At 55.3% G+C, this 20,178-nt stretch carries 17 protein-coding genes and 2 pseudogenes; 4 read left to right on the forward strand and 15 right to left on the reverse strand.

Annotation, left to right across the window (positions count from 1 at the left end):
- Position 1 precedes the first annotated feature (1 nt).
- From ACEWL3_RS15570 to gloA2, 3 genes are all read right to left on the reverse strand, one after another.
- A complete protein-coding gene (locus tag ACEWL3_RS15570; protein ID WP_386180412.1) occupies positions 2–772 on the reverse strand; it encodes an enoyl-CoA hydratase/isomerase family protein in 771 nt (256 codons plus the stop codon).
- Positions 769–2,340, reverse strand: coding sequence for an acyl CoA:acetate/3-ketoacid CoA transferase (locus ACEWL3_RS15575; protein ID WP_386180415.1), 1,572 nt, complete (start codon positions 2,338–2,340; stop codon positions 769–771). Before ACEWL3_RS15575 ends, ACEWL3_RS15570 begins: the two co-directional genes overlap by 4 nt.
- 131 nt (positions 2,341–2,471) lie before the next feature.
- A complete protein-coding gene (gene gloA2, locus ACEWL3_RS15580; RefSeq protein WP_386180418.1) occupies positions 2,472–2,858 on the reverse strand; it encodes an SMU1112c/YaeR family gloxylase I-like metalloprotein in 387 nt (128 codons plus the stop codon).
- Positions 2,859–3,333: 475 nt separating this feature from the next.
- On the opposite strand from gloA2, the gene ACEWL3_RS15585 reads away from it, so the two are divergent.
- Complete coding sequence (locus ACEWL3_RS15585) at positions 3,334–4,284, forward strand: helix-turn-helix transcriptional regulator (protein ID WP_386180421.1); 951 nt, start codon at positions 3,334–3,336, stop codon at positions 4,282–4,284.
- A gap of 65 nt (positions 4,285–4,349) precedes the next feature.
- Complete coding sequence (locus ACEWL3_RS15590; RefSeq protein WP_386180424.1) at positions 4,350–5,000, forward strand: LysE family translocator; 651 nt, start codon at positions 4,350–4,352, stop codon at positions 4,998–5,000.
- Between the two features lie 179 nt (positions 5,001–5,179).
- On the opposite strand, the gene ACEWL3_RS15595 is transcribed toward ACEWL3_RS15590, so the two are convergent.
- From ACEWL3_RS15595 to ACEWL3_RS15630, 8 genes and pseudogenes are all read right to left on the reverse strand, one after another.
- Entirely contained in the window at positions 5,180–6,952 is a 1,773-nt protein-coding gene (locus ACEWL3_RS15595; protein WP_386180427.1) for an adenylate/guanylate cyclase domain-containing protein, read from the reverse strand.
- 69 nt (positions 6,953–7,021) lie between these two features.
- Complete coding sequence (locus ACEWL3_RS15600; protein WP_386180430.1) at positions 7,022–7,645, reverse strand: sulfotransferase family protein; 624 nt, start codon at positions 7,643–7,645, stop codon at positions 7,022–7,024.
- Positions 7,646–8,328: 683 nt separating this feature from the next.
- On the reverse strand, positions 8,329–9,060 hold the full coding sequence (locus ACEWL3_RS15605; RefSeq protein ID WP_386180433.1) for an amino acid ABC transporter ATP-binding protein: 732 nt from the start codon (positions 9,058–9,060) through the stop codon (positions 8,329–8,331).
- Positions 9,060–9,893, reverse strand: a complete 834-nt coding sequence (locus tag ACEWL3_RS15610; protein WP_386180436.1) for an amino acid ABC transporter permease — start codon at positions 9,891–9,893, stop codon at positions 9,060–9,062. The genes ACEWL3_RS15605 and ACEWL3_RS15610 overlap by 1 nt, the downstream gene beginning before the upstream one ends.
- A gap of 1 nt (position 9,894) precedes the next feature.
- The gene (locus ACEWL3_RS15615) at positions 9,895–10,668 is read right to left on the reverse strand and encodes an ABC transporter substrate-binding protein (RefSeq protein WP_386180439.1); all 774 of its coding nucleotides are present in this window, start codon (positions 10,666–10,668) and stop codon (positions 9,895–9,897) included.
- Between the two features lie 117 nt (positions 10,669–10,785).
- Positions 10,786–10,872 (reverse strand): annotated as a pseudogene (locus ACEWL3_RS15620) (IS5/IS1182 family transposase); the annotation flags it as partial.
- 80 nt (positions 10,873–10,952) lie between these two features.
- Positions 10,953–11,897: pseudogene (locus ACEWL3_RS15625) on the reverse strand (homocysteine S-methyltransferase family protein).
- A 1-nt stretch (position 11,898) separates the two neighbouring features.
- On the reverse strand, positions 11,899–13,284 hold the full coding sequence (locus ACEWL3_RS15630; protein ID WP_386180500.1) for an FAD-binding oxidoreductase: 1,386 nt from the start codon (positions 13,282–13,284) through the stop codon (positions 11,899–11,901).
- Between the two features lie 166 nt (positions 13,285–13,450).
- On the opposite strand from ACEWL3_RS15630, the gene ACEWL3_RS15635 reads away from it, so the two are divergent.
- On the forward strand, positions 13,451–14,479 hold the full coding sequence (locus ACEWL3_RS15635) for a GlxA family transcriptional regulator (RefSeq protein ID WP_386180442.1): 1,029 nt from the start codon (positions 13,451–13,453) through the stop codon (positions 14,477–14,479).
- 265 nt (positions 14,480–14,744) lie between these two features.
- Here the strand turns inward: ACEWL3_RS15635 and ACEWL3_RS15640 are convergent, their stop codons facing one another.
- From ACEWL3_RS15640 to ACEWL3_RS15650, 3 genes are read right to left on the reverse strand one after another with little or no spacing between them, the layout of a single operon-like run.
- On the reverse strand, positions 14,745–14,957 hold the full coding sequence (locus ACEWL3_RS15640; RefSeq protein WP_386180445.1) for a YjiS-like domain-containing protein: 213 nt from the start codon (positions 14,955–14,957) through the stop codon (positions 14,745–14,747).
- On the reverse strand, positions 14,954–16,174 hold the full coding sequence (locus ACEWL3_RS15645) for a flavin-containing monooxygenase (protein WP_386180448.1): 1,221 nt from the start codon (positions 16,172–16,174) through the stop codon (positions 14,954–14,956). Before ACEWL3_RS15645 ends, ACEWL3_RS15640 begins: the two co-directional genes overlap by 4 nt.
- Before the next feature lie 24 nt (positions 16,175–16,198).
- On the reverse strand, positions 16,199–17,278 hold the full coding sequence (locus ACEWL3_RS15650) for a class I SAM-dependent methyltransferase (RefSeq protein WP_386180451.1): 1,080 nt from the start codon (positions 17,276–17,278) through the stop codon (positions 16,199–16,201).
- A 97-nt stretch (positions 17,279–17,375) separates the two neighbouring features.
- Here ACEWL3_RS15650 and ACEWL3_RS15655 point away from each other — a divergent pair, with 97 nt between their 5' ends.
- On the forward strand, positions 17,376–18,425 hold the full coding sequence (locus tag ACEWL3_RS15655) for a GlxA family transcriptional regulator (protein ID WP_435001137.1): 1,050 nt from the start codon (positions 17,376–17,378) through the stop codon (positions 18,423–18,425).
- Between the two features lie 488 nt (positions 18,426–18,913).
- Here the strand turns inward: ACEWL3_RS15655 and ACEWL3_RS15660 are convergent, their stop codons facing one another.
- Complete coding sequence (locus tag ACEWL3_RS15660) at positions 18,914–19,987, reverse strand: Hint domain-containing protein (RefSeq protein WP_386180457.1); 1,074 nt, start codon at positions 19,985–19,987, stop codon at positions 18,914–18,916.
- Positions 19,988–20,178: the final 191 nt, after the last annotated feature.

Raw genomic sequence — 20,178 nt, forward strand, 5'->3', positions numbered from 1 at the left:
GTCACTGTCCGTTGAATTTTGGGGAACGCTTTTCGATGAAGGCTTGAACGCCTTCGTCGCGGTCAGCGCTTGCGGCGGCAGCAGCACTGCCAAGCATTTCAATTGCGGCGGCGCGATCTTCGCCCACCGCACCATGGATCATGGCTTTGGCAATTTCATTGGCGCGTGGGGATATGTCGGTGAGCGTTGCGACAATGTCCTGTGCCCAGATCATGGGATCCTCAACCACCTCTGCGGCAAACCCCAGTGCACAGGCCCTTTCAGCAGAGATGCGGCGACCAAACAGTGCCATTTCCTTGACCACAGCTTCCGGCAGCAAGCGCGCCATCCGTTGGGTGCCGGACCAGCCCGGCACAATGCCGACTTTTGCCTCTGGCAATGCAAGCGTGGCGCGGGGGGCCATTACGCGGATATCGCAACAGGCGGCAAGTTCCAGACCACCGCCAAAGGCATGCCCGTTCAGCGCGCCAATTGTTGGCTTGGACAAGCGGGCCAGTCGATCAAAGACCCGGTGCCCATCGCGGACCCAGTTTCGGGCGAATTCGGCCGGGTCGAGGGGCCCCCATTCGGCAATATCGGCACCACAACAAAATGCCCTTGGCCCTTCACCGGTCACGATCACAGCGCGCACGTCCCTGTTGCGGTCAAGATCGGTCAAATGCGCCTCAAGCTGGTTCAGCATATCCGTGGTCAGCGCGTTCAATTTTGCCGGATTGCACAATGTCAGGACAGCAGCGCCGTCGTCATTATTTGTGCAGGTCACCGTGCTCACAACGTCAGCCCCATGGGCGTTTCGGCCAAGAGCGACTTGGGCATGATGGTGGCGTTTTCCGCCACCTGGACACGGCCCTCGGATGGGCCCACGATATGTTTTTGCGGGTCAATGCCCGGCATGATTTCGGTGGCCACCAACCCGTTTTTCGTCAATCGGATCACGCAGCGCTCGGTGACGTAGATCACGTTTTGTCCTTGCTCAACTGCGCGCGGTCCCGAGAATGTGACATGCTCAACCTCATCCACCATTTTGGTGAACTTGCCGGGGGCGGCGATGTCGATGCCGTTATCGGTCAGATTGATCTTGGCCCCGGCCTCGAACCAGCCGGAGAAGACGATGTTTTTCGCGCGTGCGGTAATGTCCACGAACCCGCCGCAGCCTGCGGTCAGATAGGGTTTCTTGCCAAGCTTTGAGACGTTGACGTTCCCAAGTGTATCGACCTCAAGGAACGACAGGAACGACATGTCGAAACCCGCGCCTTGGAAATAGATGAATTGCTGTGGGGACGGCATGAACGCGTCGGCGTTTGACGCACATCCGAACGCAAATCCGGTCAGGGGTATGCCGCCGACGGCACCCTGTTCAATCGCCCATGTCACCGCGTCTTGATGCCCTTCTTCCAAAAGAACGCGGGGGATCATCGCGCTGATGCCAAAGCCCAGATTGGCGGTCATGCCGCGACGCAATTCTTGCGCAGCACGGCGCGCGATGACTTTTTCCACCCCATGCTCTGGCAGACCGAAACTGTCCCATGGGCGCATGACTTCGCCCGAAATTGCCGGGTCATATTGTGTTTCCGTGGTTTGCTTTTGATCAGGATCGACCACCACGCAATCGACCAGATGTCCGGGCACACGGACGTCATGGGGGCGCAGGCTGCCCGCTGCGGTCACGCGTTTGACCTGCGCGATGACCAATCCGCCATTGTTGCGCACACAGATCGCCTGTTCCAAACCACCCAGATAAGCGCCCTCGTGTTCATAGGTCAAATTGCCCCGTTCATCCGCTGTGGTGGCGCGGATAATCGCGACATTCGGCACGACATTGGGAAAATGCAGCCAGGTTTCACCGGCGAAATCCGTTCGGGACACGATAGGTGCCGCAGAACCGAGATCGTTCATCGCGCAGCCTTGCCTATTGGGGTCTACGAACGTGTCCAGGCCGACCTTGGTCAGAACGCCAGGGCGGTACGCTGCGGCCTCTCGGTGCATATCAAACATGATGCCCGAGGGGACGTTGTATGCCGCGACACGGTTCTCGACTATCATCTTCCAGATTTCCGGCATTTCAACGCTTGAGGGGCCGGATGGATACGAACCAGCAAGCACACGGGTCAGCAAGCCATCCTTTGCAATATGGTCCATCCCTTTGACGCCATAGACGTCGCCCGCGGCAATTGGGTGCAAAGAGGTAATGCCGCGCGGATGCCCTTCGTGCGTAAATCGTTCACCGATCGCCTTTAGAACAGCATCCGGGCACCCAAGGGTCGAGGACGACGAAACAGACAGGATCGCGGCGTCCGGAATGCGGCCGACAGCCTCACTGACTGGAACGATCTTATTCATTGTTACCCCCCGAGTGTCCAATCCCTGCATATAGGGGCTGGAACGTTCCATAAATTATTACTGGAACGTTCCAGTTTTTACAAGAAAAAATATTAAGAGGTGTAACATCATGAAATCATTGAACTTAGACCTTACCGGACTTCGTAAAGTTCGATGGGCAGGCCATCGGGATCGGCAAAGAACGTAAATCTCGACCCGGTGTTTTCATCGATTCTGACGGGTTCCATTATGACGTCCTTCGACGATAGCAACCGCATGGAAGCGTCAAGGTCCAAGACCCGAAAGGCAAGATGCCGCAAGCCACAGGTCTCTGGCTGAGTCGGTCTCTGAGGCGTGCTTGGAAAACTGAAAACCTCCAGTTGTCCGCCATCGCCAAGCATCAGGTCAAGCTTCCATGATTGGCGCTCTTCCCGGTAGGTTTCAAGGATGACTGGCAGGCCGAGTGTCTCGGTGTAAAACCGTTTGGACGTCTCGTAATCACTTACAATAATTGCGACATGGTGAAATTTCAGATCCATCCGGCCCCCATTTGAATATCGGTTACAATGTCCATCTACATGTCTTTGTGGGTCAGATTGACGACAAACTGCGCCAAACTCTGCATTGATAGCAAATATATTTTTGTTTGAGCGATGAGATGCTAGTTCAGTTGAGTTAACCTCAAATCAGTTCAGGATATGGCCGTGGCTTTCGTTCTGTGCTGCCGCCCGCCATTCCGGACATTCGCTGAGACTGTGCAATCAATGGTAGACCGAAATCAGTCAATGCCTGATAAAGTTTGCTTTCGCTGCGGCGGTGCCGATGGCCGCTTCAAAGGGACTGTCGTCAAATACCTGTCTGCATCTTGGTCTGTCCGGTTCGACTTCGGGTAAGTCGTCGATGCCTGGGTCTTATGGTTCCCTTTCTTTGATGATGACATTCGATCGGTAGCTGCCATAACATGCCAATTGATGTCATGATTAATTTGCCACAGCAAATTTTGAGGATTTTTGCATGAAAGCGTCGCGTCTCTTATCTATCCTGATGATTTTGCAGGCCCGCGGGCATCGAACTGCTGATCAGCTAGCAGCGGAACTAGAGGTTTCGCCAAGAACGATTCACCGAGATGTAGATGAGCTGAGCGCTGCTGGTGTTCCGATCTACGCCGAACGTGGCCGTCAGGGTGGCTTTCGACTTTTGGACGGGTATCAGACCAGACTGACCGGACTTGATGCGGATGAAGCGAGCGTCTTGATGCTGTCAGGGATCGGGACTGCGCTGGGTGATCTTGGGTTGACTGATGCGTTGTCACAAACGGAGCGCAAATTGATGGCCGCTCTTCCCAAGGAAACACGTGTCAAAGCCGCGATGGTGGCGGATCGTTTTCATCTTGATCCTCTAGGCTGGTACCGCAAGAAAGAGGAAACGCCTTATGTGATTTCCATTGCGCAGGCCATCTGGGCCGATCAGCGCATTTCAATTCTTTATGAAAGCTGGAAAGGCCCGGTCCAGCGTGACTTGGATGCGATTGCCGTCGTGCTGAAGGCTGGTGTCTGGTATCTGATCGGACGCGACCAGACAATGCGGGTCTATAAGGTTGCCAATATTCAAAGCCTTTCGATATTGGAGAAAAAATTCGAACGCCCGCCCGATTTTGACGTCAGCCAGTTTTGGGGCGAATGGGTCTCGTCGTTTGAAGGCCGCATCAGGCCCAACCGCGCACGTCTGCGGGTGACACAAAAGGGGCAAAACCTATTGAAAGGCATGGGTCTGACGCCGATCGCCCATTTTTCTGTACCAGATCAACCCGATGTCACGGATATTGATCTGGCAGTTGAGGGCGAGGCAAACACGGTGCGCGAAATTCTGTCACTTGGTGCCGAGGCCAAGGTGATCGCCCCACAAACGCTTCGCTCGGCTGTGCAAAAAGAAGTATTCCGACTGGCCGCATATTATTCTGATTAAACATGACATTCCTTGTCATGTAATGAGTGATAGCTGTTTCCCGAATACAATGCAGGAGCAGCAGCATGGCACTGATTTCCCTCATCGGGGCGGGACAACTTTGGATCTTTTTCATTCTGGTTGTGGGGATCATTGCCTTACCCGGCTCTGACATGGCGTTCGTCATAGGTAATACGTTGGCGGGTGGTCGCAGTATCGGCTTGGCTGCCATAAGTGGCATTGTTGTCGGTGGGATGGCGCATAGCGTTATGGCCTATCTTGGGATCGGTTTGATTTTACAGGCAGTGCCCGGCGCGTTTTCGGTGATGTTGTTTTTAGGCGCTGCTTATTTGGCTTGGCTTGGCTACCAGCTTCTGATGACGGTACCAGGTCCCCAGTCCGCGCATGCCACAAAGGCACGGTCGCATTTTACCACCATGGGACAAGGGGTCATCACCTGTCTGCTGAACCCCAAAGCCTATTTCTTCATGTTCGCGATCTTTCCCCAGTTTATCCAGCCCGAAAAGGGGTCGTTCGGAATTCAGGTGATTATCCTTGGCATGGTCATCGCCCTTGTTCAGATCGCGATCTATGGTGGCAGCGCATGGTCGATGTCGAAACTGACAAGCAGATTAAGCAACGGCAGAACACTTGAGATTAAGCTCAGCCGCGCAATGGGCATATTTCTTATCGTCATCGCATGTCTAAGCGCGGCGCGCGGGATATGGGGCGGTTAATCAAAGCACGCGGTCCGCAAGGTGACTTTCACCCAGTTGTTCCGGCCCAAAACGGCCTTTCGCGCGAGACACCTCCAATGACTGCTGCCAGACCAGAATCGGACCTCCATATCGGATTCCGACAGCCCATGCAGGGTCGCCTCGGGCCATTCACCGAGGGCGGCGTATTGGGTTTTGGCCTATTCGGGGATACCAGCTTCTCGGCAGCTGTTAGTCACCATCTCAAGAGACGTTTTGTTCCTGATTGGTAGCACGCGTCTGTACCCCGAAGCAGTCGTCTTTGGATAAGCAGCAAGTAACAGTCTCGCGGTACGCTTTGCATCCTCAAGCCTGCCAAGCGCCGTGTAAGTGGCAATCAACACCCAATAGGTCGAATCCACCGTCGCGTTCAGCGCGAGCGATTGATTGGCCAGTTCCAAGGCCCTTTCAGGATGACCAGAAAACAGGTGACCGGCAGCAGAAACAAGCAGATGGCTGAAAAAATTCGGATCCTGCGGTCCTAGAGCCATGGCGCGATCCAATAGCATCAGCCCCGCTTCGGCGTTATCGCCAAAAACCAGCGCGCAGCCAGCCATGGAATTCACAAATCCTGACCCGGGGTTGAGGTTGATTGCACGCCGCACGGCGTCCAGACCCGCAAGGTAATCGGCGCGCAGCATGACAAGTGTGAACCCTCCCAAAACGACTGCTTGCGCATCATCGCTGCCCACGTCCAGAACACGGCGTGCAAAGGATACGGCCAGATTCAGATCATCCTCGCTGAAATTGTCCCAAGGGCGCGTGATCCGCTGAACAAGACACCAGCTCGCATGCCCCAAGGCGGGCGCGTAGTCTGGATCGATTTCTATGGCCTTCATCAAGAATTCCAGCGCTTTCAAGTTGCTTTCGGGACGGATCGCATAGATGTGCGGAAGCGCCTGCAGAAACAGATCGTAGGCTCCCATATGCTCGGGGCGCTTGGTCTTTGCCCGCTCGATTTCCGCCTTGCGCACAGTGGGCTCAATTGCGCCGACTACGCTTGCCGTAATCTCATCTTGAAGATCAAATACATTTTCAAGGTGTCCATCAAACCTGTCGGCCCAGAGGTGGTTCCCGGTAGCGGCATTTATAAGCTGGCCGGTGATACGCACCCGGTCGCCTGCTTTGCGCACGCTGCCTTCCAGAACGTATCGTACCCCAAGATCCCGTCCGACCTGCATGATGTCGACTGCACGTCCCTTGTAGACAAAGCTCGAGTTGCGCGCGATCACGAATAGCTGCTCAAATTTGGACAATGCCGTGATAATGTCTTCTGCCATGCCATCGGCAAAATATTCCTGCTCAGGATCGCCCGACATGTTGGTGAATGGCAGCACCGCAATGGAAGGTTTATCGAGTGACAATGCATCTGCCGATAGATCGAGCGCAGGGCCAGCCGTTTTGCTGGGTGTCCCAACCTGCAATGCGTAGACTTTCATCGGCTCGGCGATGTTTTTGAGCATCTGCTCGCCCATGTCGGTGACCGACATGTCGAGACGCGTCCGCACGTGCCGATAGGCATCATCGGAAATGCAGATCGCACCTGCTTTTGCAATCCCCTCAAGACGCGCGGCGACATTGACACCATCACCCATCAAATCGCCATCTTCTTCTTCGACGACATCACCAAGGTGAATGCCAATACGAAACTCAATTCGGCGGTCCGACGGCGCACCTGCGTTTCGTTCCGCCATGGTATTCTGAAGTTGGATTGCGCAGCGTGTCGCTTGGACAACGCTGCGAAACTCTACAAGCGCGCCGTCGCCCGTGCGCTTTACCACGCGCCCACTGTGGGCTGCGACCGTCGGATCGATGACCTCGCGGCGCAAATTTCGCAATTCTGCGAGCATGCCATCCTCATCTTCGTGAGTGAGGCGACTAAACCCCGCAATATCAGCAAAAAGAATCGCTGCGAGTCTTCGGATTTCTTCCATATGCTTACTGCTTTCCAATAAAGCTGATTATTGCCTGATTGGAAAAATTCGCAAGCCCGCCTGCGGTTCTCAGGCCTCCCCCTTCATGTGCTCCCAGAATTCCGCCCGATCATTCGTCCGTGGATAAGGTTCGTCGGGTACTGGAAGACTTAGAAACTCGCACAACGGCTCCCAACCGTCTTTGGCCTCAAACACCAAAAGCTGTTCCGGGGGAATGGAACCCTTTACCGCCTCGACATGCGCGATGTAGGCCTGCTCCAGCCCAGCCACATCAAGGCCGGGGGGAATACCGTTCTGGGTAATCAGCTCAGTCACCATGCGGAGCCAGTCATGCTGTTCTGCCGGTGCCTTTTCGATGTCAGAAAGAGCCATGTAGATGGTTTGAGAAAAGCTTTCTGCCCAGCTTTGGGGGCTGCGATGTCCAAGAATGAACTTTGCGTCCGGATAGACCGCATGTAATTCACGGTAAAATCGCGCCGTAGGCCAATCGACGGCACTATGATAACCCATGTAGATCCGATCCCAGTCTGGCTGACCGGCAACCGCTGATTGCCAGAGCGGCAGCTGCTGCGGCATGTTCCCAAGCAGTTCGATCATGTGATGGCAGGGTCCGAAACCCAGCCGCTCCAAAGCATGCTTCAAAGAAAAAGTACCAGTGCGCCCGATACCTGCGCCCACAACTTTAAGTGTCATGATTGAGCTCCAAAGTGATTATTGTGCGATGCGATAGCTCTAACGTTCGCTTAAACTTTGCTACAAAATTGCGCACGTCACAAGCGGAGGGACACGAGTTGCAAAGCTGGCGAACACCCTCGGTGCGGTTTTTCGAGAGAAAAGCTGCCACATTCTGCGAGAACTGCGGATTATCAAAAGGGCTGAACTCGGCGATTGACGTCTCTGGCTACTCAACTTTGCAATGCCGGCAATCTGCGCATAGCTGACCGCCGTGTAAGTCGCAGCAAACGGTCGCAATGCTCCCAGCGCGTTGAAACGCGCTGGCTTGAGGCCTTCCAAGGCTATCTCCGCACGCGGGTAATTTGCACCCCGTTACTTCGCGATGTTCGTGCACATGGAAGGGTATCAGACTCAGTTGAAAAGGGACGGGTAGGGTGGTCTCGAGGTTGACGTCGAAAGTATCTCCGCAGTCCTAGATCAAATGCTTTGCTAACGTCGGGACGTGGTGACGTGTCGGAGGGCCAGTTTGGAAACACCAAGCTCACCTGGCATATGCGCCCGTCGCCCAGATGCGGTTATTGAAGCCAATGTCCGTATCAGCGTTCCGAGTGCGCTTGGAATTCCCGGAAGGCCACCGTGACAGCGCGTTCTTCAAAACAACAATCAACAGCAAACTGCCTCAGTTGTTCCGTCAAGGCAGGTTACTTAAGTGCGCGAGCGAGGAATGCCTTGGTGGCGTCTTTTTGTGGTGTGTCAAATACGGCGGATGGAGGACCTTCTTCTATGATCTGTCCATCTTTGAGAAAGCATACCTTGTCGGCGGCCTGCCGCGCGAACCCCATTTCATGCGTAGCCAAGACCATCGTCATGCCCTGCTGTTTCAACATCAGCAGAACATCCAGAACTTCTCCGACCAACTGCGGATCAAGCGCAGAGGTAATTTCGTCGAACAGCATCACTTCGGGGCGCATTGCCAGCGCCCGCACAATCGCCACGCGTTGCTGTTGGCCGCCGGACAATTGATCGGGGTAGTTGTGCATACGGTCCGCCAAATTGAATTTGCCGAACAAGGCCTCAACCTCTGGCTGCAACTGCGCGCGTGACAGACCCCTTACGCGCCGTGGTGCGAGCATGGTATTCTCCAGCGCCGTCATATGTGGAAACAGGTTGAAATTCTGGAACACCATACCGATCCGCCCGCGCACATCTTGCGGGTCAAGCCCGGGGACCGCGATGTCGTGCCCATCCAGGAAAATCTCGCCTTCCTCGATCGGTTCCAACAGATTGATACATCGCAACAGTGTTGATTTGCCCGCACCGGATGCCCCGATCAGGCAGACCATCTGACCCTCTTCCACGTCTAGGTCGATGCCATCGCAAACAATGACTTGGCCGAAACGTTTGACGACCGAACGCAACTGAAGCTTTGCCATCAGCGCCGTTCCCGCATTTGGCGCGCCATCAGGTAATCTGCGTAGCGGGTAGCGGGAATTGTAACGATCAGAAAGATGATTGCAGCGCCGACATAGGGCGTAAAGTTGGCCAGCAAGGATTTAAACACACCGGCCTGCCGAAATATCTCAACCGGCCCTATGAAGCTGAGCAATGAAACATCTTTTTGCAACGCGATCAGCATATTCATCTGACTGGGCACCACATTGCGGACCGCCTGAGGCAGGATGACATCGCGCATCGCCTGACGTTCCGACAGACCCAGTGACAGCGCGGCTGATCTCTGGCTATGGTGTACGCTGTCGATACCGGCGCGGAAGATCTCGGCCACGTAGGCTGAATAGGTCAGGATTAGCGCAAGGGATCCCCAGATGTAGGGTGAATTCCACGGGCGCGGCAGCCCCAGTCCGGGAATGCCAAAACCGATCAGGTAGACAGTCAAGATCACCGGGACGCCACGGAACACATCTGTAAATACAGCACCAAAAATGCGCAGCGGAAACAATGCCGGTGCCTTCGTGTCGCGGGCGAGGGCAATCAACAGGCCAAGCACTGCAATGGCGGGCGCGGACCATGCAAAGATCATGATGTTGATCTTGAAAGCATCCAGTAATTTCGGAAACGATTTGACCAAGACGGCACCATTGAAAAAGCTCTTTTGAACTTTTTCCCAGCCTGGTGTCATGGGCACAAATATCACGAGGGCCAAAACAACTATTGCTGTACTTGCTGCTGCAATCAGCGACGCGCGCCGTCGCTGTTGCCGCTCATAATGTTCACGGCGTGTTATGCGCGCCGCTTCTCGATGTGCCATGCTACTTGATCAATGGAACACCGGTGGTGTCCTGCAGCCACTTTGCCTCAATCGCGGCAAGCGTGCCATTTTCCGTCAATGCTGCAATCGCGGTGTCGATGCAGGCCTTCAGCGGATTGCCTTCTTCCAGCAGCATGCCAAACTGGTCAGGGTTGTCGCCTGCATCCGCAGGAAACTGGCCAATGACTTTGGATCCCTCGATCATCACAGCGCTTAGGAACAACGCGGTTGGCAAATCAAACAGGGCCGCATCAATTTGATTTGCGGACATTGCGGCGTTGACGTCTGCGTTGTCACCATAGAGTAAAAGATCACTTTCAGGTTGCACGACGTCGGTCAGTTTTGACACCGCGGTGGTCGATCCAACCGCACCCCACTTCAACGCTTTCAAGGCCGAAAATGTTGGGGCTGTATCAACCGCACCAGGGCTGACGAGCACAGCCATTGGCGCGCTGTAGTAAGGCGCGGAAAAATCGACAACCTCATCACGTTCTGCGGTGATCGAATACTGCTGCATGTTGACGTCGAAATCTTTCGCACCCGGCTGGATCGCCTCATCAAACGATGACCGTACCCAAACCACGTCCTCCGCAGCAAATCCCATTTCAGCAGCGACAGCATAAGCCACCGCAGCCTCAAAGCCCTGGCCGCTTTCGGGCGCATCGTCTATTACCCAAGGGTAATACGCTGGATTGCCGGTGGCGATGGTGAATTTGCCCTCGGTCAGTGTTTTGCCTGTTGAACAATGTTCGTCGGCCCACGCAGTGGTTGTCATCAGCGCGCATGTTGCCGCCGCTATTGCGAATATTCTTGTCACGTCCTCACACCCCTATTGTCGGAAATCCTGCTGAAAAGCTTAGGTAGCTGTTGCTGAACTGTCTAGGGCCAGAACTCATAGCCAAAATATGACGTTCGCGGCGAGTGCGATTGCAGACAGGAAGACCCATGGACATCTGTCTTCGCGAGCTGCGATCTGCCGTCAGGCGGCCAAAAGCCCAAAATACCGCATGTGGAGGTCGACTGAAGGGTAAGTCTTCGTGCAGAATCTAACGCTGGTTGTCAGATTTTCACCAGCGCCTTCGCAATCTCGCGCAAGTGATTGTGTCCGGTTCCACAGCATCCACCAAAGATATCCATATGCGGGTAGCGCCTGGAGAGTCTCAGCATTTGTGAGCCAAGCTCGACAGGGTTGCCATCCTCGATATGCCCGAGCTTACAAAGGGCTAGCTTCTCCATCTTCGACGCATTGGGGCGCACCCCGCGCAGCCTCTTGATCCAATCCCCCGGTTCAAGGGCCGGTTAATATTCAAGCGGATGGGAGCAATTGACCATGTAAAACTCCGGAGCAGCCCCGCCGGACTGCGCGTCAATTTCCGTGATTGCTTCGGCAAGAGTAGGGCCTGACCTCAACCTGCACGAACTGTCGAGCGTCAAAGACACCGACAGCGGCACACCGATCCTGTCGGCGGCGCGTAATGCGCCAACGGATTCAGCGATGTTGTTGAACGTTGCAGCGCATGCAAAATCCACGTCTGCCTGTTTCAACGTCTCAAGCTGAACAGCGTGGTAGTCCTCGGCGCTTTCGGCGGTGATCTCTTTGTTAAGGCTATAGGCATCACCGCGCGGCCCAAGAATACCGCCAACAAGAAGACGGGGGATCTGACCCTCATATCCTTTCGCAATGTCCCGAAGAAACGCGATTGCCGTGATGTTCGCATCTGCCAGGCCAGAGGCAGAATAACCCAGCTTGGTACCCCAGTCCGGGCTGGCGCGATAATCGAGCCCGGTCAGCAGGAAAGACATGCCATATTCTGCCGCCACATCAAGCTGCTCGGAAAACATCCCGCGCATCGCGGAAACGGCCTGCGGGTTGTCCAGCAAAGGCAGCATCGAAAATTCAGGCAGGTCGAACCCATGGCGATACATGATTTCGGTTTCCGAGCCACCTTCGGTGAGAAAAATCTCACCCGAACCCATTGGGGGGAGCGGGGATGGAACAGGCATATCAAACCTCCGGCGGAATGTTCTGGTTAAACCGAAACCGGTTTTCGGGATCGTATTTTGTCTTGATCTCGACCAGCCGTTGATAGTTTGCGCCAAAGGATGCACGGGTAAGCGCGTCTCCGTCCTCTCCGTGGCCCGGAAAGTTAAGATAGGCCCTGCCGTGGTGGCCGTGCGGTTCAGCGCTTTCCCAGCCCCTGCGTGACCAGTCGATGTTCGCTGCATCGTCATCGGCGTCTGACCACACACCATCCAGCGAATACATCCAGCCCATAGTGCGATCACCAAAGGCTGTTGCCTCTGCTGCGACCTTTGCAGTGGCCCCGCCGAAATTCCACAAAGATGATATCGAAATGTCCGACGGGGCGGCGTCTGCATTCTTCATTGCCAGATCAATCATCTCGTCCGACAAATCCGTCAGGTAACGTGCCTTCCAATAGCAACGGAACTCTCCTGCGGGCATCAGCGTGTCAAAAAGCTGTTGCACATCGCAATAGTTCATCCGGCCCGAGAAGTCGGTCACCATACCGTCGAGTTCGCGAAGAGGCTGCAAAAGCGCTTCGCCTTCGGCCGCATCTCCGTTGTAGACACAGGCCAAAGTGTAGACCCGCTTGCCCCAGGTTTCTTGCGGAAAGTCTTCACCGCCGGCCGTTGAAAATTCGCAGAGTGATCCGACAAGATCACCGTGTCTGGCCAGAAAATCGCGCCATGCCCGGATCGGCCCCGGCCCATCCTCAACCGCATAGATCGGGGCGGCAAACATAACCTTGTGGCCGATGGGATGGAGCGCAAACTCAAACCGCACAACCACCCCGAAATTGCCACCACCACCCTTGAGTGCCCAAAGCAGGTCTGGGTTTTCGTCTGCACTGGTGTGAACCAGAACACCATTCGCCGTCACCACATCGGCAGCAACCAGATTGTCGACCGACAATCCATGCTTGGCCCGAAGCCAGCCGATCCCGCCAGAAAGGGTCAATCCGGCCACGCCGGTATCTGAAATAAGGCCGCCCGGCGTTGCCAAACCATGGGCCTGGCTTGCCGCATCTACATCGCGCCACAGCGCCCCGCCGTCAACAGATGCGATACGCGCGTCAGGATCAACGGTCACATTGCGCATCAGACTAAGATCAATCATCAGCCCATCATCACAGACCGCGTGACCCGCCACATTGTGGCCACCAGCGCGAATGGAAATTGCGAGATCGTTTCCGCGCGCATGATTCACAGCCGCGATCACATCGTCCGCATTCCGGCAGCGCACGATCATGGCAGGTCGCCGGTCGATCATTGCGTTCCACACAGCGCGTGCGTCATCAAAACCCGCAGCGTCGGGCATCAAGGTTTCACCGCTCAGTCCCTTGAGTGATGGTGTCGTGTCTGCATCCATGTTGTTCACGGCGTCATTCCTTCGCGCTGTTCCATTGTAGGTATGGGTTATTGTTACGCGACCGACGGCGGCCATATCAGTGGTAATTCGGCCATTGGCGTGGCATACTGGACAAACGTGTATGGCAAATTTGCCAAGACCGCGCCGTTTCGGACAGGAGGGTCTCTTGGATACCGATAAAAAGCCTCTGATCGTATTGCTCGCCGCGCCGGAAACCTCTGCATCGGTTCTTTACGGGCTCTATGATGTTCTGATGTCCGCTGGTGCGGTTTATCCGGATATGGTGGTTGGTGCGCCGGGCGAAGAACTGCTGGATGTCTGCATCGCATCTGCCGATGGCAAGCCTTTTCACTGTGTCGGAAACATCCCGGTCGAACCGCACTACGCAGTTAGCAAAACTGACAGTGCCGACGCTGTTGTGGTCTGCGACATGTACACGTCTATCTATGATGTGCCCAAAGCCCGATATCCTCGTGAAGTTGATTGGATCAAGCGGATGCATCGGCAAGGGGCGCTGCTGACATCGGTTTGTTCCGGCTCACTTTTGCTGGCCGAATCCGGGTTGCTGGATGGCCGACAGGCGACGGCACATTGGGCTTACCGTGATATGTTTCAGCGCCATTTTCCAAAGATTACGTTTCGCAATGAGTCCGTACTTTGCCTCGCGGCAGAAAGCGACCGGATCGTAACGGCGGGTGCGGTCAGTGCCTGGCATGACCTCGCCGTCTATCTGATCGCACGATTTTGTGGCTATCAGACCGCGATTGAGACCGCCAAGGTGTTCCTGATCAGCGGACATTCCGAAGGTCAGTCGCCGTATTCGGTGATGACCCGCCCGATGGATTCAAGCGACGGCCCGATTTCCGAGTGTCAGATGTGGATCGCGGATCATTATGCAACTGCCAAGCCGGTTGAGAAGATGATTGCGCGGTCAGGACTGAATGCGCGCACCTTTTCGCGACGTTTCCGGGCGGCGACAGGATTTGCCCCGATCGAATATGTACAAGCGCTCCGCGTCGAAGAAGCCAAACAGATGCTGGAGACAGATCAGCTTTCAAATGACGAAGTTGGGGCAGAAATTGGATATGACGATCCGGCTTCGTTTCGGCGGGTTTTCAAACGCGGCACGGGATTGTCTCCTGCGGCTTACCGCAAGAAGTTCCAGCGCATTTCCCAAATTGCCCGTCCACATTGACTGGGCCTAGACCCGAAACCAGGAACTTGGCACTTGGAGCGAAATCACTGTCTGTCAGCGCCAGTACAAGCCGCACCATCACATGAAAAGTTATCGTCTTGACGCGGCATGAACCAGCGACACCGACGTGCCGATCGTGATCGTTACAGGCAGAACTGCAGACACGACCGACACGTCTGAGGGATCAGGGATAATGGCAGATTTTCAGGTCTCACAGAAAGATATGTGAATACCTTCAACCGTTATCTTTAGTTGATGCCAGCGCCTAGAGCAGCCGGTGCCGGAACGACCTGTCCGGTGTGAGATCAATCAGATGCTCCAGCCCGACGTCGCGCAGAAGGTGGTCCGGCAATCTGGACAACCTCTTGTTGGCTTGCCGCCGCTTGCGGCGTTCCCACCACCACTTTAGCAGATTGCTGGCGTGGTTACGCCATCTTGGGCGGCCGGGTATTGCGTGTGTATGGTCCATGAAAGTCATTGTTTTGCTCCTGTTGTGGAAAGCGATTGAGAGGGGAAAAGGGGCTGCCGTGTTGCCTTCGTCCGCGGGTTTGGCGACTGGTTTTCGCGTGCGGCAATGTGCATGGCGATGCGACGCGCGCTGATCCCGGCGGCATGAAAGAACCCCTGGAACAGAATACCGTATCCTGTAAACCAGAGCCCCGGATTGCGTGCATCCTGCTGACCCAACGGATGCAGCGGATAGCCTTTGGCATCCAATGCGCCCAGGTGGCCGAATACGTCCTCCAGATCCGCGTGGTAGCCCGTTGCACAGATCACCACGTCCGGACGCACCTTTCGACCGTTGGCCAGTTCAGCGGTATAGGCCGCAAAACCGACGGTCTGCTCCACCGCTTCAAAACGCCCCGACTTCAGCGCGGCGACGAATCCGTCATCAAGGGCAAATGTCACCCCGTCCTTAAGCATCCGTGACCCGCCGCCCAGCTTGTGACGACGAAGGCCATAGCGGCGCAGATTGCCAAAAAAGGTCCATTGCATGGCGGCAAAAATCGGGTCTAGCGACCACTTCGGGAAAAGCGTGAACAGGTTTGCCAGTCGATGCAAGGAGCAACCGAATACCCGCGACGGCAGGATCGAAGGGCCATGCCTTACCGACACCCAAACCTGAGCAGGCGCACTGCGTGACAGATGATTCAACACGTCAGTCCCGGAATTTCCGGCCCCGACGACAAGAACATTCTTGCCGTCATAGTCGGACGGATCTCCGAAATCCGCAGCGTGGATCACCTTGCCACCAAACTCCTCCATACCGGGCCAGACCGGCATTTCGGGCACTTTTTCCCGCCCCGTCGCAACGATCAGATCCGTGCTCGTGTAGATGCCATTGTTGGTTTCGATCCACCAAACCGCGCCATCGCGGCGCACGGACAAAACCCGCGTATTGAAATGAATGTGGTCTTTCAGCCCATCGGCATAGTCGCTCAGATAGTTGACGACTGCATCACGCGGCAGAAAGGCGTCGGGCCTGTCTGGCATGCGATGTTCTGGCAGCCGGGTAAAGTGCCGGTGAATGTTCAGGCGCAGCTTTGGATGGCGCGCGCGCCAAGGGTCTGCGACGCGATCGGATGCCTCCAGGATCGTGACCGCGATGCCACGTTCACGCAATTCTGTGGCAGCGGCCATGCCGGACAGACCAGCGCCGATCACAATTGCGGTGGTGGAATAGGAAGGTGTCATGATGAAACTCCGTAGAAGTGGCGCTCAGAGGTGCGCGAGAAAATATGCGTTCAGGGGGTCATGGGGCAGGGTATGGGTTTCGATCTGGCCAAAGCCCGCACGCTCAAGGTATTCCTGCGCGGTCTCAATGCCCCACATGGCCCCAAGGCCGGGACCGCCCTGACCAATGGACACAGGCGTGCAGTGCATCAGCGACAGGCTGTAAAGCAGCGGTGCAAAGGGGTTTTCGATGTTGGTTTGCAGATCCCGCGACCCGCCAATGTCCTGCATCAGAAAAAGTCCGCCTTCAGCCAATGAGTTATGGACAAGATCAAGCAGACCTTGCGGGTCCTTCTGATCGTGGACTGCATCAAAGGCCGTGATCAGATCAAATTTCCCAAGCGATGTGACCTGTGACAGATCCTGCGCAAGAAAGCGCAGGTTTGACAGGTTCGATCTGGCCGCTTCAACTTGCGTTTCGACAAATGCGTCTTCGCAAAGATCAACGCCGGTAAAGCGACTGGCGGGAAAGGCACGCGCAAGTTTCATCATGGCCCGTCCGGCACCGCACCCGACATCCAGCACATCGATGCCGCCTTGAAGACGCGCAATCAGACCGGGTTCGAGTGGCAGAATGTGATCCATCAATGCCGACACGACAAGCTGTGCGCTGTCCTCCGCCATGACCTCATGAAATCGGCAATAGTCGTGATAATGCGTCCCGGCTCCATCCCGAAACCGCGCAACCATTTCTTCCTCAACCGAGGCCATGACGCCAATGAACTGGCATGTGACAGCCATGTTGTCCGGTTTCGCGGCCGTCGTCAGGAAAGCCGCATGTTCAGGGGGCAGCGCATAGGTCTTGGCATGTGGATCGAATTCAACGACCCGCGAGGTCACCATGACACCCAGCCATTCGCGCACATAACGCTCAGCCAGATCTGCTCGCTCAGCAAGCGCTGCGGATGTCGCAATTGGGAATGATGCAAGCGCGTCAAACAAACCTGTGCGGTGGCCGATTGATGTCATCAGCGCCAGCGAGGCATTATTCAGCACGTCGACCATATGCTCTGCAAAAAGCGCGGCTTTGGAGTCGTCAAAATTGATTTTTGGTTGTTCATTCATTGGTCTTCTCCAGTTTGTATTCTGTGATTGTCATAATTTCTGAGGGTGTCTTGGCAGCATCAGTCGAGTCGTGATATGCTGAAATCTGACCAAATAGGTGAATATCGGACATCTTATGCCGGAAGGAAAAACAACCTGCCGAACCGTCGTGCTGACCATGCCCTGCGTCGGAACGTCGACTGCCTATTGCATCCTTGATGCCTTGGCGTCTGTTGGGCGCGACTGGGAAATGCTTCATGGGACGGCCCCCAAACCGCCGGTATTCGATGCCGCATTACTGTCGGTTGATGGGGCCCGCTATCAGGACATCAATGGTCGAAGCATTACACCTGACGGATCGCTGGCTGATGTTGTTGATCCCGACCTGGTGATCGTTCCCGATTTCCACTTTGCACCCGGCACCGGTGTCCCAGACGAATTTGCTCAGTTCGTTCCTTGGTTGAAGAAAGCCTATGACAGTGGCGCGTTGATTTCATCTGTCTGCTCGGGGGCCTATCTGCTTGCCGAGGCGGGGTTGCTGGACGGGCTTGAAGCAACGAGCCACTGGGGCTTTTGTGAGATCATCGCGCGACAGTATCCTAAAATCAGAATGCGCCGCGAGCGTATCCTTATTCCGGCCGGCGCAGGGCATCGGGTCGTGACAGCAGGCGGGGCGTCGTCCTGGGGCGATCTGGTGCTCTATCTGATCGGGCGCATCGCAGGTCAGGATGAGGCGCGACGCATTGCCAAAATCTACTTGCTTCAACCGCATAATGACGGGCAATTGCACTACGCCTCACTGACCGCAGGGGCCCAGCACGAGGATGCACTGGTTGCCGACGCGCAGGTATGGGCCGCAGATAACTACGCCTTGGCAACGCCCGTAGCCGCAATGGCCGCGCGCAGTGGCCTGACCGAGCGCAGCCTGTTGCGCAGGTTCCGAAAAGCCACAGGGCAAACGCCGGTCGATTATATTCAGACGCTTAGAATCGAGGAAGCAAAACAGATGCTCGAAACAACCGATCTGCCAATCGACGATATTGCTGGGGAGGTTGGGTATACTGAGCCGTCGAGCTTCAGAAATGCGTTTCGCAGATATGTAGGGATGCCCGCATCGACCTACCGAAAGAAGCGTCTAACGTTGATGCCAGTCTGCGCAAGCGGTTAACGACTTACGGCTTTTGACCTCAGTACATTCGCGGCGTTTCTCTCCTCGCACTCATCCAAGTGCCGGTTGCGATCGGTTTTTCATTTCATAGGAAAGCAACCATTGTCTGTATCATGACCGATAACCGCCTTGTCCGACCTGCTGACCCTGCTGCCAGCCGCAGCTAAAGTCGGCATAGATCCCGCCTCACCAACTTTCTGTAGCGCCGCGAATGTCTGGATCTGAAGATTTGCCAAAAAAAGTGTCGCAAATGGTAGAAAATTCTCCAAGGGTTTGTGCTCCTGAATCTTCTAATTGATCTCCCATTCAGCCTGCTTCAACAAAACGGCTATTTAAGGCGGGTTGGCTCTCTGGTTCAGGACCAGTTTAACAGTGCTTTCGCGGGCCGAGCGCAGGTTACTCGAGAGCCCGAATTGACACAAACCAATGATCAGATGAGCGTGGTGTATCGCCGCAAGATTCGATTATGCCTGCTGTCTTTCGACCCATCAACGCTCGGTTGAGGGTTTACGAGACGCGCCGCCCTGCACGATTTCCCGGCTATTTGATCTGTGTCGATCAACGAGTTTGTTGATCTTGTCGCGGGACTCCTGACCGGCCAGAGCAGCCGGATGCAACGCCATCCGATCACCGAGGCGAGGGTGTAATGCCGCAATATCTTGATTGTCTTCCTGGCTGACCATTTTCATCGATTCTTCGCCCAGATACATGGTCTCGGCATAAGCTCCGTTCGCAGTCACGATTTCATGCGTCTCGCACAGGATGTGCACATAGGTCACGCCTGCGTCGGGCAGGTACTGCTCAACTCCGTCCAAATCCAAGAGCTTCTTGGCCGGGACCATCATCTCCCCATGTCCGGTCATCCGCTCGATGATCTTCGAAGAGACGAGCACGCGGTGCTGAGGCGAAAGGGCCAGAGGGGTTGCTGGTATCCCTCGACCAAGAGCGCCCGCCGCGATCAGGATGGGGCGGGACCGAGGGTCCATGACGAGTTTCTGATAGTTCATTTCCCGTGATCCGACCCACGCGACCTTTTGCAGGCCCCTGTCTCTGGTATGAACCCTGTCGCCCGGCTTGATCGCCTCCACTGCAACGGGACCCTTGCACGTTTCGATCAGTGTTCCGGCTACAAAACAGACGTAAAGATTGCTGTAGCTTGTCGAAGGCGTGGAATCGACCGATGAAATGGTGTAGGTCTCGCCTGCTCTGGGTTGAAAATCGAAGACCATCGCTTCGATATCCGAGAGATCGGCATTGTTCTTGGTAATTGCATACATCTTGCCAACGGTTGTGCCATTGGAATCCTTGATGACATAGGCATACTCAGGGTTCACCAGGCTTTCGTTGACGCTCACACCATCGATTGTACCGGTGATCCGGTTGTCGGTAAAACCGTGGTCGCCGAATGAGCCGCTGAAGCTGTCGTTGTCGCGGTAGGTGACCAAATCCCCTCCGCCATTGAAAGTGAAGCTTTCGCCTACAAGATCATTTTGTGTGCCCGTCTGCGTTCGGCTCGGAAAGATATCATTCCATGAGAACACAAGCATCGTATAGTCGGCCATCTACAATCTCTCCATTTCGGATGATACGCGCTCTTTCGCTGCGAGCTTTGGAATAAACTCTACAAGTAAAGATAGAGTTAGGCCGGGAGATGACCCAATAGTGGCATTCTTGACTGGACCTGTCGCGGTTTGATGCCGCTCCTTTGATAGCATTTAGTGCAACAAAGGAGACTGACTATGGGACTGAAACG

The organism is Sulfitobacter sediminivivens (assembly GCF_042611115.2).
Taxonomy (GTDB): Bacteria; Pseudomonadota; Alphaproteobacteria; order Rhodobacterales; family Rhodobacteraceae; genus Sulfitobacter; species Sulfitobacter sediminivivens.